The sequence below is a fragment of the Sporolactobacillus sp. KGMB 08714 genome (assembly GCF_036598985.1).
Classification (GTDB): domain Bacteria; phylum Bacillota; class Bacilli; order Bacillales; family Sporolactobacillaceae; genus Sporolactobacillus.
This window is the reverse complement of the sequence record NZ_JAUUBW010000023.1, coordinates 36,075-52,725: the sequence shown is the minus strand read 5'-3', so window position 1 is coordinate 52,725 and position 16,651 is coordinate 36,075. Positions and strand designations below refer to the sequence as shown.

Below are 16,651 nucleotides of genomic sequence, written 5' to 3'. Positions count from 1 at the left end.
CTGACATTGCACATTGAACAAATTCCGGTTCCATTTTATCATAATTGATGAACACTGTGTTCATCAATTATTCATTCGGTGAAGGATGTGATGGCGATGACATACCCGGTTATCGGGGAACATCTTTACAAGCATTATAAGAAACAGGTTGTGCTTGACGATGTTTCTCTCACGCTCCGTGAAAGTGAAATCTATGGGCTGATCGGCCCTTCCGGCGCCGGAAAAACCACTTTGGTCAGAATCCTGCTCGGGCTGGAGAAAGCGGACGGCGGCCGTGTGGAACTTTTCGAACAGGCGCCGACACTCAATGCCTTCCGGTCGCTCGGTTATATGGCACAGTCCGACGCGCTTTATAACGAGCTAAGTGCCTATCAGAATCTGGAATTTTTCGCAGCGATTCAGGGAATGCGCGGAAAAGAAAAGAAACGGCGGATTCGGGAAGTCGCGAAAAACGTCGGACTGGAAAATGATCTGAAAAAGAGTGTCTCCCAATTCTCCGGCGGCATGAGGCGGCGGCTTTCGCTCGCCGCCGCACTCGTTCATGAACCGCGCCTTTATCTTCTTGACGAACCGACCGTCGGACTCGACCCGCTGATCCGCAGAGATATTTGGAGGCTTTTTCATTACTTGAGGAGCAAGGGGGCAACGATGATTGTCACGACCCACGTGATGGACGAGGTAGCGCAGTGCGACCGCGTCGGCCTGCTCAGTGAGGGGCATATCATCGCCGAAGGTGCGCCGAAAGAACTCATGCGCCAGTACGGCGTTTCGACTATTGAAGACGTTTTTCTGGTCAGGGAAGGGGCAAAATCATGAGCAATCTGTCCGCAATGGCAAGACGCATTATCCGCCAGATCATCCGCGACAAGCGGACGCTCGCTCTGCTGATTATCGCGCCGCTTCTTATTCTGACACTGGTCTGGTATATTTTCGGCGCAAAAAGCGCTACTCCGCATCTTGCCGTCATCAACTATGAATCGTCGGATCTGCTTCCCGCTTTTAAATCAGCGGACTACGAGCGCATGAGCGCCTTTGAGGCCCGGCAGCAGCTGGCAGACAAGCAGATCGACGCCTATGTGGATCTCGGGAACCCGGTTGCCGTTCATCTGGAAGGCAGCGATCCGCAGCGGAACGGGCTGGCAATGAATAAAATTCAAAAATCGATGCAGGCCGTGCAGCAAATTCAAGTAAATAAAATGCAGACACAGCTGAAGAACCTGATTCAGAGCCAGCAGAAGGCGATTCAGGCCCAGCAGAAGATCATGAAGCAGATGACCGTCATCATGCAGCGCTATGCTCCTTCCGCTCTGGCCGGTCTTCAGCTCAATGCTGCAAAATCCGGGGCGCCGGCAGGCATTCAGCCGCCGCAAAAGACTGAGCTCGACGTCTCCTACCTGCACGGCAACTCCGGCCTGAACACATTTGACTCATTTGGACCGGCGATGGTCGGCATCTTCGTCTTTCTGTTCATTTTTATGATCGGCGGCGTTTCTTTCCTGCGTGAACGGACGACCGGCACACTCGACCGTCTCATGGCGTCTCCGATCCGAAATTACCAGATTATCTGCGGTTATATGGCCGGTTTCGGGCTGTTCGTGATTGTCCAGTCCTTTATCCTGACCTGTTTTATCGTTTACGTCCTGCAAATCTATAACGTCGGCAGCATTTTCGACGTGCTGATTATCGTCTTTATTCTTTCATTCAGCGCACTTTCGCTCAGCATCCTGCTTTCGACATTCGCTTCAAATGAACTGCAGATGTTTCAGTTCATTCCGCTGGTCATCGTCCCGCAGATTTTTCTCTCGGGACTGTTCCCGATCGATACACTCCCGGGCTGGGTCCGGGCCATCGGCGCTCTGATGCCGATCCATTATTCGACCGATGCGCTGCGCAATATCATGATCCGCGGTACGGGATTCGCCGGCTGGTGGTTCGACGGAGCGGTGCTGCTCCTTTTCTCGGTCGTTTTCATCACCATCAACATCTTTGCAATACGTGCCTCACGGCCGCTCGCATCATAATTCAGAACGGCAGGCTTTAAAAAAGGAGATCCGGACCGCCAGCAGCAGGCGGTTCGGATCTCTTTTTCTATTGGAAACGAAAAATCAATGATCATTTTTTATGGAGATGCGGCTTCCTTGAATGACGACTTTTTCTCCTTTTTTCAGATTCGTGAACACGACGGATGTTATCGTCGAAGGCACGCGCTTTGCAATCAGGGAAAAATCGGCTTTTAACAGCCGCTCCCCTTTTTTGACCCGCTCCCCTTCTTTTACAAGCATCGTAAATCCCTCACCTTTGAGGGAAACCGTATTCAGTCCGATATGGATGAGCAGTTCGCGGCCCCCCGATGATCTAAGGGCAATCGCGTGCCTGGTCGGGAATATATGGATGACCTGGCCGTCAACCGGCGAGCGGACCATGTCGCTCTGCGGAATGACCGCGAATCCGTCGCCCATTATTTTCTGAGAAAAGACGGGATCGGGAACCTCCGTAATCGGAACGATTCTGCCGGCCAGCGGCGGGAGAAATTCAGCGTCCGGCGCCCCTGCACCGCTTGCCGCTGCACGGATGTCCGTCTGATAGTCGGAGCCTTTCTTATGGAAGAACTTCTTAATAAAGGACATCCCATTCACCCTTTCAAACCCGATTAAAATGCTGATCTCATGCTCATCTTAGTCACAAGATACAAATTTTTCAAGCAATTTATCGGCAGCCTTCGGATCCTTCTCCCGGATCGTCTAATGGCAGGCAATGGAGTCATATTATTTAGAGTGATCCATCTCAATCGGAGGTGTCGGCATGATTTCCTTTGACAGAACCCATCAGCGCTTTCATTTGTGTGCGCACGGGGTCAGCTATGTTTTTCAGATAATGGACGGTTATCCGCTGCATCTGTACTGGGGACGGCTGCTATCCGCTCTGCGCGGCAGCGCCGGACCGCTCTTCGTCAAGCGTTCTTTTGCGCCCTATGCCGATCCGGGCCATCCGGAATTTTCACTGGCCACGCTTCCGCAGGAATATCCGGCATACGGCAGCGGCGATTTCCGTCATCCCGCCTATCAGGTGCAATTCGAGAACGGCTCGACAGTATCCGACATGCGTTACACGGGACACCGCATCTACCGGGGGAAAAAAAAGCTCCGCGGACTGCCTGCTACTTATGCCGAGGATGATCGCGAGGCACAGTCTCTGGACATTTTTCTGCAAGACGATGGCGGCGGCCTTCAGGCTACACTGACTTACACAGTGTTCCGCGACTTCGGCATCATCGCGCGCTCTGTCCGCTTTACAAACGGCGGAACGGCCCCGATCCGCCTCCTGCGCGGGCTGAGCACCAGCATCGATTTCCGGGACGGCCGGTTTGACCTTCTGTCCTGTTACGGATCGCATAATAATGAGCGTAATATTTCAAGACATCCGCTTTCCCGGGAAATGCAGGTGATCGAGAGCCGCCGGGGGGCCAGCAGCCCGCAGCACGATCCTTTTTTTGCTCTGCTGCGCGAGCGGACCGATGAGGATCATGGCGAAGTTTACGGGTTCAGTCTCGTTTACAGCGGCAATTTCTGCGCACAGGTTGAGATGGATGCCTATCGAACAGTCCGGGCATCCATAGGGATCGGGCCGTTCGATTTTTCATGGAAACTCGGGCCCAGCGAGTCATTTCAGACGCCGGAAGCAGTTATGGTTTATTCGGACCGGGGCCTCGGCGGCATGTCGCGGACTTATAACCGCTTCTACCGCACGCATCTGGCCCGGGGGCGCTACCGCGATCAACTGCGACCGATCCTGGTTAATAGCTGGGAAGCGACGTATTTTCGGCTGAATGAGAGAAAATTGCTGGCAATCGCTGCGGAAGCCGGAAAACTCGGAATCGAACTGTTCGTCCTTGACGACGGATGGTTCGGCCGCCGCGATAATGACAGAAGTTCGCTCGGCGACTGGACCGTCGACCGGCGCAAACTGCCGCACGGCCTGGGCTGGCTTTCGGAGCGGATCCACGGACTGGGTCTGAAATTCGGCCTCTGGTTCGAACCGGAAATGGTCTCGCCCGACAGTGACCTGTACCGCGCACACCCGGACTGGTGCCTGCATGTCCCGAACCGGCAGCGTACGCTCAGCCGCAATCAGCTCGTGCTCGACCTGTCGCGCGCCGATGTCCGCGGCTATCTCATACAAGCGCTGACCGCCGTGCTGCGCTCGGCCGACATTAATTATGTAAAATGGGATATGAACCGGCATATGACGGAAATCGGATCCGCACAGCTGCCGGCGGACCGGCAGCGCGAGACGGCTCACCGCTATATACTCGGCCTTTACGAACTGATCGAAGCGCTGACTTCCCGATTCCCGGACGTTCTGTTTGAGAACTGTTCGAGCGGCGGCGGCCGTTTCGACCCCGGTATGCTTTATTACATGCCGCAGTCATGGACGAGCGACAACACCGATGCCGTCTGCAGGCTGAAAATCCAGTACGGCACAAGCCTGCTCTATCCGGCGATTGCCATCGGTGCCCACGTTTCCGCCGTCCCGAATCACCAAATCGGACGCGTCACTTCTCTTGGCACCCGGGGGCATGCGGCGATGTCGGGAAACTTCGGCTACGAACTGGATCTGACCCGGCTGACCGATCAGGAAAAAAAAGCGGTCGGGAAGCAGATCGCCTTTTATAAAGAAATCCGGCCGCTTATTCAGTTCGGCGACTTTTACCGGATCGAAAACCCTTTTGAAAGCAATACGGCCGCCTGGTGTTTCGTGGCTTCCGACAAATCGGAGACAGCCGGCTTCTTCTTCGAAATTCTTGCCGATCCGGCACGGCCGCTTCATACGTTTCAGTTCAAGGGCCTCGACCCGCACGCCCTGTACGAAGATGCAGCAACCGGCAGCACCATCGGCGGTGATGAATTGATGTACGCCGGGCTGGCCGTCCCCGCCGGCAAAGGCGACTTTCGCAGCGCCGTCTGGCACTTCAGGAAAAAGAAGGGATAAGCAGGCCGTAGATCAAGGTAGGATGGACAAAAATACGGATCGGACAGCCGTTACATGCCTGTTAACGGCTGATAAATCGAATGTAATGACCGATAAGTCTGTACCCACGACCGATAACTATACCGCGCCGGCTAATAAATTTAAAGATCATGATCTGAAAGATTAAAATTAAATGAACCCGGCAAGCGATCAATCGCACGCGGCAAAACAGAACTAAAAAAGCCGGCTGAAACTCTGAAAACAGCTTCAGCCGGCTTTTTGTCACTATTCTTTTTCCAATGCTTCCACTTTCAGCGAAAGCTCGGTCCAGCGGTCCAGCGCCCGATCCAGCTCTTCTTCCGCATCCTGCTGCTGGGCAAAAAGCGTCTGCGCCTGCCCGGCATCGCTGCCGGCTTCGGCCACCGCCTTTTTCAGCGTTTCCACTTTTTCCTCGAGCGCGGTAATGCGCGCTTCAATCCCGTTCCATTCTTGTTCTTCTCTGAATGACAGCTTTTTCTTTTTTTGAATCACAGGCGCGGGAACGGACTTTGCCTTCTTAGCCGCCGCTGCATTTCCCGGTGGCTGTTTCTTCTTGTCCGCAATATAGCCACTATAATTGCCTTCGAAGCGCCGGATCACGCCGCTCCCTTCAAAGGCAATCAGGCGGTCGGCAACACGGTCGAGAAAAAAGCGGTCATGCGAGACGGCGATGACTGTGCCCGGAAACTGCAGCAAATAGTCTTCAAGCACACTCAGCGTCTCCGTGTCGAGATCATTGGTCGGCTCATCAAGAAAAAGGACATTCGGCTCCCGCATCAGCACACGCAATAAATAGAGGCGCTTGCGCTCGCCGCCGGACAGTCTGCGAATATACGTGTGCTGCTGCGGTCTGGCAAACAGAAAACGCTCAAGCATCTGTTCCGCCGTCACCAGTTGCCCGTCTGCCGTTTTCATGACCTGCGCCGCTTCTTTAATATAGTCGATGACGCGCAGGTCCTCATCCATTTCAACATGTTCCTGTGTATAGTAACCGATTTTTACCGTTTCGCCGATTTCGACCGTTCCCGCATCCGGCGCAAGCCGCCCGGCGAGCAGATTCAGCAGGGTTGTTTTGCCGCTGCCGTTGGGGCCGATGATGCCGAGGCACTCTCCGGGCGTCACAAGCAGATCGAAATTCTCAATCAGCGGCTGCCCATTGAACTCTTTTGTCAGGTTTTTGGCTTCAATCACTTTTTTGCCGAGGCGCGCCGATCCGATCGCCAGATCGACAGACTGCTTCGTCTCGGGGCCCTTGTGCGCCTGCATTCCGTGTATCCTTTCGATTCGCGCCTTCTGCTTCGTCGACCGCGCCTTGGCGCCCCGTTTCAGCCAGGCCAGTTCCCGTCTCAGCCGGTTCCGGTGTTTTGCCTCGTCAGCCGATTCCCTGTCCTCCCGTTCAGCCTTCTTCTCAAGAAACATTTCATAGTTTCCGTTATAGATATAGAGTTTTCCTTGATCCAGCTCGAATATTTTCGTTGTGACACGATTGAGAAAATAGCGATCGTGTGTGACAATCAGCAGAGCTCCGGGATATTGAATAAGCGCTTCCTCCAGCCACTCGATCGTTTCATTGTCAAGATGGTTGGTCGGCTCATCCAGAATCAGCAGATCGGCCGGCTGGATCAGCGTACGGGCAAGCGCGACTCTTTTTTTCTGGCCGCCGGAAAGTTCGGCAGCCGGCGTGTGAAAGTCATGGATACCGAGACGGGTTAAAATATTGGCGGCCGCCGCTTCGGCTTCCCAGGCCCCCGCCGCGTCCATTTTCTGCTGCTGTGCCATCAGAGCATCCTGCTTCGTCCTGCTTGAAGGATCGTCATCCAGATCCGCAAGCGCCTGTTCGTAGTTCCTCAATGTGGCCATCATCGGCGCCGTCCCGCCGTAGATGTAATCAATCGGTGCGACGCCGGTTTCGAATGCCGGCGACTGCGCCAGATAGGCCAGCCGGAAAGCATTGGCGTGCCGGATGGTTCCGGCCTCAACCGAATCCGCACCCCCGATCACATTGAGCAGCGTCGATTTACCGGTGCCGTTCACGCCGATCAGGCCGATTCTTTCCTTCGCGGAAATTGAAAAAGAAATCCCATCAAGCAGCGTTTTATCTCCGTATGTCTTATATAATCCTTCAGCATCAAGAATGCTCACTGACATCATCCTTATTGAAAAATATGATTATCCTCATGCTTATCCAGTTCGGCAAACTGCGTCGTCAGCCGGCCGTCGACTGTCCGCCGTAAAATGTTTCCGACCCATCCAGACCGGCAGAGTGTGCTTCAATTCCGCATCGGCCGTTACTGACATTCGGATAGGCTCAGAAATTTCGGTGCGGCTTCAGTCCGATTCGGTGTTTTCTGCTTTTCGGCGCAACTTTGAACCGATTCGGTGCGGCTTTTTCCTATTTCGGTGCGAGTTCTGACCGATTCGGTGCGGCTGCTCAAGTTCGGTGCGGCTTCGGCTCGATTCGGTGCGAGTTTTCTGCTTTTCGGCGCAACTTTGAACCGATTCGGTGCGGCTCCGAAATTTCAGTGCGAGTTCTGACCGATTCGGTGCGGCTGCTCAAGTTCGGTACGGCTTCGGCCCGATTCGGTGCGAATTTTCTGCTTTTCGGCGCAACTTTGAACCGATTCGGTACGGCTTTTTCCTATTTCGGTGCGACTCCGAAATTTCGGTGCGAGTTTTGCTCTTTTCGGTGCGGCTTTTCAGTATTTCGGTGCGACTTCAGCCTGATTCGGCGCAAGTTTCCGGGATTCGGCGCGGCTCCGAAATTTCGCTGCTGATCGCCACGCGCATTGCCCAAAAGAATAGATACCCGCCCTGGACGACGGATCGCGGCGCTCCGGCCAGATACATAAGCCGATGGGATACTCCGTTTGAAAAATTGTCGCTGCAGCTGAAACATGCGGTATCTCTTTTTATCTTACACCACTTCAGTGCCGTTTGGCATCGTGAGGAGTCACACCGATCAGTTTTCCCGTGACAACGAGCCTGTTCGGTGTCCGCGTCGGTTTATCGCATGTAATCAGCGTGATCTGTTTTTCGGCCGTCTGTTCAATCACGCTTCCGTCTGTTTCCGGAACAATCCTTTTTCCTGTAATTTCGTACGTGTAATCATTTTTCAGATCAGTAATTACGACCTGGCTGCCGATACGAATATGCATCAGCGGGCCGAACAACAGGCTTGCCTGCCGCATATGGTGCCCCGCGAGCGGATAGTTTCCCGTACCCATTCGCTGATCCGGCCGCATCGTCGTCGCTCCGGCGAGCAGATTCGCGCTCGTCGTCCCCTTTAAAATAGGCAGATTGATTCCCACGCTTTTTATCGTTATCTGACCGACCACCGCTTCCGGATCGGCACCGGCGCCCGCCTTCAGGGTTTCAAAAAATGAAGGCGGCTGGATCGCACCAAAATCGAAGGAAGCCTGACGATGATCATTCTCGTTCAGCTGGACCGCCGTCAGTTTTTCCGCGCTCAGGCGGGTGCTCATGAACCCGATCAGGGCGTCTTTGATAAAAGGGGAACAGATCAGAACCAGGCCTGTCAGAATCAGAACTGTAATTATTAACTTGCGTCTCATCCGCGATCATCCTCTTTTGCTGTCCTCTTTTTTCTATAAAAAAGCACCTGATCAAAGTATCCCGATCAGATGCCGTTGAAAAAATTCAATTGCCTGCCGGCAGGGTCAATCGCGATTCTTCCGTCTTCTCGTGAAGAAGGCAATGGCTCCGCCGCTTATAAGAAGCAGAGATCCTCCCGCGACGGCGGCGATATCGCTCGTATCGCCGGTAATCGGAAGCGCTCCGCTTTTCCCTGACGCAGCGGTCTGTACAAGATGATACTTACCGCCTGCAAGGCCTTTAAAGGAAACATTGCCCGTCTTATCTGCGCTGACTCCGTGTGCAACGATATGGCCGTGCTGATCGACAACATTGTACGTTCCGCCCGGTTTGCCTCCGGGAATTACCTGATTAATCAAGTCCGGCCGATCCGTCGCAGTAATTTCGACTGCCTTCGCCTGACCTTTTGCAATGGCAAAAGGAATCGGCGTACTGTCCAGCCGGTAGTTCTTCGGCGCTGCCGTCTCGACAAAGAAGTAATGGCCCGGTGCAAGACCTTTGACTGTAAATTGGCCATTGGCATCCGTTATTAATCCTGTTTTAAGCGTTTTGCCATGACTGTCTTCCAGTTTAAATACCGCGCCTTGAAGATGGATGCTGCTGTCATTCCGGTCGACTTTCGTCAGCCGCACATCACCCGGCGTCAGCCGATCCGTTGCCGTGATCGGAACAGCCGCAACATCTGTGTTCGTCACTTTAAACGGAATCGGCGTCGCATCCAGCTGATAGCCGCTCGGCGCTTTCGTCTCGACAAACTGATAGCTGCCGGCCGGAAGACCGCTGACCGTAAACTGGCCGCTGCTGTCCGTCGTCCAGATCGATTTCAGTGTATTTCCATTAATATCCTTGGTCACCGCCTGGCCGCTGCTGTCTTCAAGCTTGAATTCCGCGCCTGCAAGCTTGGCATTGCTGTCGTTGGCATCGACTTTCGTCAGCGTCGCGGCATCCAGTTTATCCGTTGCCGTAATCGGAACAGCTTTGACTTCCGTGTTCGTTACTTTAAACGGAATCGGCGTTGTATCCAGTTGATAGCCGTTCGGGGCCTTCGTCTCGACGAATTGATAGCTGCCGGCCGGGAGACCGCTGACCGTGAACTGGCCGCTGCTGTCCGTTGTCCAGATCGATTTCAGTGTATTTCCATTAATATCCTTGGTTACCGCCTGGCCGCTGCTGTTCTCCAGCTTGAATTCCGCGCCTGCAAGCTTGGCATTGCTGTCGTTGGCGTCGACTTTCGTCAGCGTCGCGGCATCCAGTTTATCCGTTGCTGTAATCGGAACAGCCTTGATTTCCGTGTTCGTTACCGTAAACGGAATCGGCGTTGCATCCAGCTGGTAGCCGTTTGGCGCTTTGGTTTCCACAAAATGATAGCTGCCGGCCGGAAGACCGCTGATCGTAAATTGACCATTGCTGTCCGTTGTCCAGGCCGCAGGCAACGCATTGCCGTTGATGTCCTTGGTGATCAGCTGATTATCACTGCCGTACAGCTGGAACTCAGCACCCTGAAGATGGATGTTGCTGTCGTTCGCATCGACTTTCGTCAAAGTAATCTGATTTAACTTATCCGTTGCTGTAATCGGAACAGCCTTGACTTCCGTATTCGTCACCGTAAACGGAATCGGCGTCGTATCCAGTTGGTAGCCGCTCGGCGCCTTCGTCTCGACAAACTGATAGTCGCCGGCTGCCAGACCGCTAACCGTAAACCGGCCGCTGCTGTCCGTCGTCCAGGCCGCAGGCAGGTCCTTGCCGGACGCATCTTTGGCTACCGCATGACCCTGGCTGTCCTGAAGCGCGAATTCCGCACCCGCAAGCTTGGCATTGCCGTCGTTCGCGTCGGCTTTCGTCAGCGTCGCAGCATCCAGTTCATCCGTTGCTGTAATCGGAACGGCCTTGGCTTCTGTATTCGTCACCGTAAACGGAATCGGTGTTGTATCCAGCTGATAGCCGTTCGGCGCCTTCGTTTCGACAAACTGATAGCTGCCCGTCGGAAGACCAGTGATCGTGAACTGGCCGTTTTGATCCGTCGTCCACGCAGGCTGCAGATCATTGCCTTTTACATCCTTGGTTACTATATTGCCGCTGCTGTCTTCAAGTTTGAATTCTGCACCCTGAAGGTGAATGCTGTTATCATTCTTGTCGACCTTCGTCAAAGTAATCTGATTTAATTTATCCGTTGCCGATATCGGAACAGCCTTGACTTCCGTGTTCGTTACGGTAAACGGAATCGGCGTCGCATCCAGCTGGTAGCCGCTCGGCGCCTTCGTCTCGACAAACTGATAGTCGCCTGCCGGAAGACCGCTGACCGTGAACTGGCCGCTGCTGTCTGTCGTCCATGTTGCCGACAATTCTTTGCCAAACGCATCTTTGGTTACCGCATGGCCCTGGCTGTCCTGAAGTGTGAATTCTGCACCCGCAAGCTTGGCATTGCCGTCGTTCGCGTCGACCTTCGTCAGCGTCGCGCTGTCCAGATTATCCGCCGACGTCACGGCCTGGGCTTTCGTGTCGCCATTCGTTACGTTAAAAGGAATTGGGGCCGTATCCAGTTGGTAACCGTTCGGCGCTTTCGTCTCGACAAACTGATAGCCGCCCGTCGAAAGACCGGTTACCGTGAACTGGCCGCTGCTGTCCGTCGCCCAGGCCGCCGGCAGATCCTTGCCGAATGCATCTTTGGTTATCGCATGGCCCTGGCTGTCCTGAAGTGCGAATTCCGCACCCGCAAGCTTGGCATTGCCGTCGTTGGCGTCGACCTTTGTCAAAACGACGCTGCTCTGAGTATCGGATTGGGTCAGCTGCTGCGTACCGGGATCGCCCGAACCGCTTGACGCTATCGTAAATTCAACCGGGGAAGCATTCACGGTATAGCCGTTCGGCGCCTCGGTTTCCGCAAACCGGTACGTGCCCGGGGCCAGACCGGAAGCGCTGATCTTGCCGTCGCTTCCCGTTACCAGATTCTGTTTTATCGTATTCCATGACCCGTCGCCGTTTTGCATTTGCAGCTTATAAACGGCTCCGGCAAGAGGATGGTTCGCATTGTCATCTTTTGTCAGCACTGCGGAGCCCTGATAATCGGTCAGCACTCCTGCATTGACATCGGGGATTTGATTATTCGCATTCGTTGTGACGGTAAAATTGATCGGTGTTGAATTGACCAAATAACCGGCCGGAGCAGATGTTTCCGTTAACTGATAACTGCCCGGGGCCAGCCCGTCGATTTCGACTTTCCCGTTTGCATCGCTTTGAATCGTCTGGTCCGTGCGGGTAGGCGTCCAATTCCCGCCGATATTGCTTTCCAGCTGGAAAGTTGCACCGGCCAGCGGCTGCCCGTTTACATCCTGCTTGGTCAGGATCACCTTGTTCTGACTGTCATCAACGGCCGTCACAGCGCCCGCCGCCGAAGAAGATGCATCAATCGTGATCTTAGTCCCGCTGACCAGAGCGTCGCTGATCGTATAACCGTTCGGCGCCTGTGTTTCTTTCAGAATGTAATCTCCGTATTTAAAATTGTTAAAAGCTGCTTTACCATCGCTATTCGTTGTCAATGTACGCAGCGCCGTTGTTCCGGTACTGTCGTAAAGCGTAAATGTCGCGCCGGCGAGCGGCTGCTTGCTGAGCGAATCTTCCTTCAGCACGGTGAGGCTCCCGTTCACACCGCTGCCGGTCCCGGAGCCGCTCGACACCCGCACGACAACACTTTGGCTCGTTTGCTGACTGACTGTCTGTGTGTTGCTTCCGGACAGCGTCGCCGTATTGCCTAGCGTATCGCGATCATTCGCATTGATCATCGTTCGATAGGTCAACTGATAGGCGCTGTCGATCGTCTTGGCGAATTTAATCGTGAATGTCTGTGCACCCGTATTATTGTCCGTGTTGACCGCCAGGGTGTAATCTTTGCCCTGCTGCAATTCGTGGCTCGTATCCGTTGTCAGATTTCCACTTGCATCGACCGTTTGCGGATACAGATGGAACGAGTTCGGGTCGATAATCTGATTGTTCGTCGGCGTATCGTCCAGCTGCGCATTGGAAATTGTCGACTGACTTGCATTAATATTGACCGTCCAGTCGACATAGTTGCCGTCCTGTGCACCGCTTTTTGAGGCAAAACTGCCGCCGTTGGACGGACTGACAGAAGCGGGAAGTGCCGTCACCTGAGTGTTTCCGTCTTTAACCGTCGCCGTATTTGCATACGTTTGGTTTACAACCTGGCCGGCCAGCGACGTTTTAAAGGTAATGTAATAAGGAGTGGTGATTGAATGATTAAAATGAACCGTTAAGGTGTTGCTATTGGCACTGGACGGATAATCGACTGAGTAATCACCGGCCGGCACGTTATCCCCGACTGTAATACCGTTCGCTCCGCCGGTCAGCGTCATGTAATGAACCTCGAGCGATCCGTCAACGTACTGCTGATCGCCTGTAATCGGATCGCTGATCACCGGATCAGTGATCGTAGCCAGATTATAGTTCACGCCGATATTCCAGGTGATCTGTTTGCTCACCGCATTATAGGAGCCGTTTTTAAACCCGTTCGACTTTGTGTCGCTATCCGGGGTAAATGTCGCCGTTGATGAACTATGCTGCGGATCCCCATTTTCATCCGTCCAGTCCAGCTTAGAAGTATTCGAGAATACTTTTCCTGATGTCAGATTCGCATAATTGAAATCCGTTGTGTAATCAATGGTGAACGCATCACTTGTTGAAGAATACGCACTTTTAAAGATAACTGTAAAGCCGTTTGAATCGGAAGTTAATGTGTAATCTGTTCCTTCGGTGAGATCTGTATTTGTTGTCACATCATGGATCTTAAATGTGCTGTTCTGAAGCGACAGTCCAGCGTTGTCAAACGTATCCGTAATGGTGGCGTTCTTCAGTAGATATCCATTGCCGTTGACCGTAATATGCCATGTATCTGTTTTATTTGCATAATTGGCACTCGTACTGTACTTGATAATGCCCTGCTCCGCGGTACCTTTTGAAGCGGGAACAGGTGTTCCTGAATTTTCTTGAACGGAGTTATTGACCGTTCCGTTGGCAGTGACCAGCCCATTAGCTTTTGTCTTGTAGACAATCTGATAGGCGCCGCTGTTGCCGGTTCCGTTAAACGTCAGATCAAAGCCGTTCTTTTCGGATGTAGATGCCGGCGTCACCGTATAAGCGCCGCTGCCGCTGTCGACGAGCGCTCCCTGTGAGAAGCTGCCGTTGTCATTGACGGTCGCATGATAAACCTGCACTGAACCGTCCAGCGATTGTGTGTTGTCAAACAGATCGTGCAGCACCGTTCCGTCCGCTATGTTCTTCTCGTCGCCGTTATAGTTGATCGTCCAGGTGATCGTCTGCGTTGACGCATCGTAACCGGTCGCGCTCTTCGTGAGATGGGTGCCGCGATTATTGTCTACCGATGCATCGGCAGTCAGCGGCGAGTTTTCATCACTGGATAATGTCGCCTTATTGTCAAAGTTTTTAATATCTTTTCCTGCATCTGTAATTGCTGTTGAATACTGGATTTGATAGGCACTGCTGATCGGCTTATTAAAATCGATTTCCAGATTGCCGTCGGTTGTATTCAGCGTATACTGGCTGCTATCAATCGGCGTTGTTCCGACCGTTGTCGAACCGTCGACATTGACCGTCACCGGATAAACTTTTACGGAGTTCGTATCAAGTGTCAGCCCTGTCAGCGTCGGATCGGTCAGCTTAGCGTTTGTCAGCGTATTTTCCGTCTGGTTGATGTTGATTGTCCAATTAATGCTGGTCGGATTGTAACTTTTATCCGGCGAACCCTGTTTATCAATCGAATCCATCGTCTTTGACGGCTTGAACGGAATCGTTAATGTTACCGGCTGGCTGATCGGAAACGTGATCTGCTGCTGTGTCGTACCGGTGATCGTCTGAGTATCAAAGCGCGTATTCACCGTCAGCGTTCCGTCTACATAGGAGTGGCTGTCAAAATAAAAATCATTGCTGGCATTATTGATAAACGTCATCGTCACGGTCCCGTCCGTACCGACAGTAAATGTTCCAATTTGTATACCGTTCCCGTCAGTTAATGGAAGGGGGCCTATTGTATTATAGATGGCAAAATCACTGGGCAGTTTAAAAGTATAGTAATCCCCGTCATTCACTTTTAAACCGTTAGGAATGGTGTAGGTGAAATCAATATTCGCCGGCGAATCGGTTGTTGCCTTATTGGATTGATCATAAGGCTTGCCGTTTGCATCCGTCAGCGTGACGCCCGTCAGTATATTCTGTGTGATCTGCGTGCCGGTCTGCGCCGATGTAGAAGCTGCAGCGGAAAATCTATTTATCTTGGGTGTTGCCGATGAACTCGAAGAAGATGCAGAGACTGCCGTACTGCTGCTCTGATCTGCAGACGATACTGAACTGCTGTTCGCCGAACCCGATGCAGAGCCGGATGTTGTCGAAGCGGCCGCACTGCCCGATGATCCTGAAGCAGTTGAACTGCTGCCATTGCCGGCAGCCGAGCTTTGGACAACTGTCCATACCGGAACGGCATACGGACTGTTCGCGATGCTGCCGAGATCGAACTTAATTTCGTTCTGTCCTTCCTGCAGGTCGTTGTGGAAAGTCGCCGCAAGAGCGATTTTACCCTTTGTACCCGCCAGTGCCGTTGTCGTTTTATTGATTGTCAGGGTCAGCGCATGAGTCTGCGCATCAATCGAATAGCTGCCGATAACCGTTGCATTATCCGCCAGCTTAATAGCACCCTTCAAAACACTTGTGTCAAACTGAAATTCTTTTGGAATGTTAATCGTTGTGACATAAGGCTGTTTATTCAGACCTTGAATCAGATTCTGAGACAAATTGTAATTGTATTCAATGTTGACCTTATTGTCTTTCTGAATCGGATTATTCTGAGAAACGACTTTTGTCTGATCCGGTTCCGTTCCCGTAGTCAGCTGGACCGGTTTTGTCATGTCGAAGAACTGGCTGTTGTCCGCTGTTTTTGTTGTATTGCCTGTCTCCGCCAGCGCATTGCCTAACGGCGACATCGACGTCTGGCTAAGGATGACAAACAGCGACACAGCGATGATGAACAGCTGCTTGGTGAACTTTTTTCTCTTTGTCTTTTTCAGTCCGAGCGGAAGCCTCTTTGCTCTCAATTGATTTTTCCTCCTTCTGTGTGTTTTTTTCCCCTGAACGGAATACCATTTGTTTTTTTCATAAGGACGTTCGAATCGTGCAGCTTTTCAGAGATCAGCAGAAAAATAGGTTTAAAGATTTGCAGAAATGATCACTGTTGTTATGTATCCTCCTTCATCCTCCCGTTTTTAAAGCTTCTGTCTCCGGAAGTTTTAAAAAATTTCGCAGAGTACCCCCAACTTTCCGATATTGGTTTCAGTATATTGGGTGGAACTAGACAGTTTCTGAACACTTTTCAACATTTTACCAGTCAATGTAGAATTTCTCTTGATATGTGCGGCAAATCACAGACAAAAAGAAGCTGAGAGCCCGACTTTCCTGCCGGGTTCTCAGCTTCTGGAATGATCATATTTTTTGCCGATTTAGTTAAATGAGTATTCTCCTTTGACTCATGTATCCTGTCGGTCTATGCCGCGAATGCACCGTCGATTCTTCCGAAAAACGATTGATTTGTAGAAGCACTTTGAATGTTCATGCAACGGCGGTTTATTCTGCTGAAAGGATGATGCCTTGTGCGGGCAGGCGGTACCTGGCGGAAACAGCCGATCTTTTTCCTCGGCCGTTGTGTATCCCTGCGAATCATGGCCAAAATCGCCGGCAAACGCTGGCTTATCAGTAAAGAGCAAAATATCAACAGCAATCGATGGAAAATCAACAGGAACAGTCAAAAAATCTGTATTAAACGGGCTGGAATCAATAAGTGGGAATAATCAGAACATAAAGATCGTCCCTGATTGATAAAACATTGTAGCAAGGAGTTTATCCAGTCATGGCGCCCAGGTTTTCGACCGTTTAGTAGCGGTTTATCGGTTGCGGTTGGGTTTTTCGGTCAGTTCACCCAGCTTTTCGGTCAGTGTTGCGAGCTTTCGACCGGTAC

At 52.3% G+C, this 16,651-nt stretch carries 7 protein-coding genes; 3 read left to right on the top strand and 4 right to left on the bottom strand.

Annotation, left to right across the window (positions count from 1 at the left end):
- Positions 1-96 precede the first annotated feature (96 nt).
- Both Q6A92_RS11055 and Q6A92_RS11050 read left to right on the top strand, forming a co-directional pair.
- Positions 97-816, top strand: a complete 720-nt coding sequence (locus Q6A92_RS11055) for an ABC transporter ATP-binding protein (RefSeq protein ID WP_274399199.1) — start codon at positions 97-99, stop codon at positions 814-816.
- Positions 813-2,021 carry an ABC transporter permease gene (locus Q6A92_RS11050; RefSeq protein WP_332238193.1) on the top strand — a complete coding sequence of 403 codons (1,209 nt, stop codon included), beginning with the start codon at positions 813-815 and terminating at the stop codon, positions 2,019-2,021. The genes Q6A92_RS11055 and Q6A92_RS11050 overlap by 4 nt, the downstream gene beginning before the upstream one ends.
- A gap of 84 nt (positions 2,022-2,105) precedes the next feature.
- Here the strand turns inward: Q6A92_RS11050 and Q6A92_RS11045 are convergent, their stop codons facing one another.
- Positions 2,106-2,627: a PTS sugar transporter subunit IIA gene (locus Q6A92_RS11045; RefSeq protein ID WP_274399009.1), complete on the bottom strand. Its 522-nt coding sequence runs from the start codon at positions 2,625-2,627 to the stop codon at positions 2,106-2,108.
- Positions 2,628-2,802: 175 nt separating this feature from the next.
- Here Q6A92_RS11045 and Q6A92_RS11040 point away from each other — a divergent pair, with 175 nt between their 5' ends.
- The gene (locus tag Q6A92_RS11040; protein WP_332238191.1) at positions 2,803-4,989 is read left to right on the top strand and encodes an alpha-galactosidase; all 2,187 of its coding nucleotides are present in this window, start codon (positions 2,803-2,805) and stop codon (positions 4,987-4,989) included.
- A 264-nt stretch (positions 4,990-5,253) separates the two neighbouring features.
- Here Q6A92_RS11040 and Q6A92_RS11035 read toward each other — a convergent pair whose 3' ends face one another.
- From Q6A92_RS11035 to Q6A92_RS11025, 3 genes are all read right to left on the bottom strand, one after another.
- On the bottom strand, positions 5,254-7,149 hold the full coding sequence (locus Q6A92_RS11035; RefSeq protein WP_274399013.1) for an ABC-F family ATP-binding cassette domain-containing protein: 1,896 nt from the start codon (positions 7,147-7,149) through the stop codon (positions 5,254-5,256).
- Positions 7,150-7,931: 782 nt separating this feature from the next.
- Positions 7,932-8,579: a class A sortase gene (locus Q6A92_RS11030; protein ID WP_332238189.1), complete on the bottom strand. Its 648-nt coding sequence runs from the start codon at positions 8,577-8,579 to the stop codon at positions 7,932-7,934.
- 105 nt (positions 8,580-8,684) lie between these two features.
- A complete protein-coding gene (locus Q6A92_RS11025) occupies positions 8,685-15,734 on the bottom strand; it encodes a SpaA isopeptide-forming pilin-related protein (protein ID WP_332238187.1) in 7,050 nt (2,349 codons plus the stop codon).
- Between the last annotated feature and the right edge of the window lie 917 nt (positions 15,735-16,651).

What these genes read in the sequence shown, in the direction of transcription:
- Q6A92_RS11055 (WP_274399199.1), top strand. Translation starts at nt 97, where the DNA reads ATGACATACCCGGTTATCGGGGAACATCTTTACAAGCATTATAAGAAA.
- Q6A92_RS11050 (WP_332238193.1), top strand. Translation starts at nt 813, where the DNA reads ATGAGCAATCTGTCCGCAATGGCAAGACGCATTATCCGCCAGATCATC.
- Q6A92_RS11045 (WP_274399009.1), bottom strand. Translation starts at nt 2,627, where the DNA reads ATGTCCTTTATTAAGAAGTTCTTCCATAAGAAAGGCTCCGACTATCAG.
- Q6A92_RS11040 (WP_332238191.1), top strand. Translation starts at nt 2,803, where the DNA reads ATGATTTCCTTTGACAGAACCCATCAGCGCTTTCATTTGTGTGCGCAC.
- Q6A92_RS11030 (WP_332238189.1), bottom strand. Translation starts at nt 8,579, where the DNA reads ATGAGACGCAAGTTAATAATTACAGTTCTGATTCTGACAGGCCTGGTT.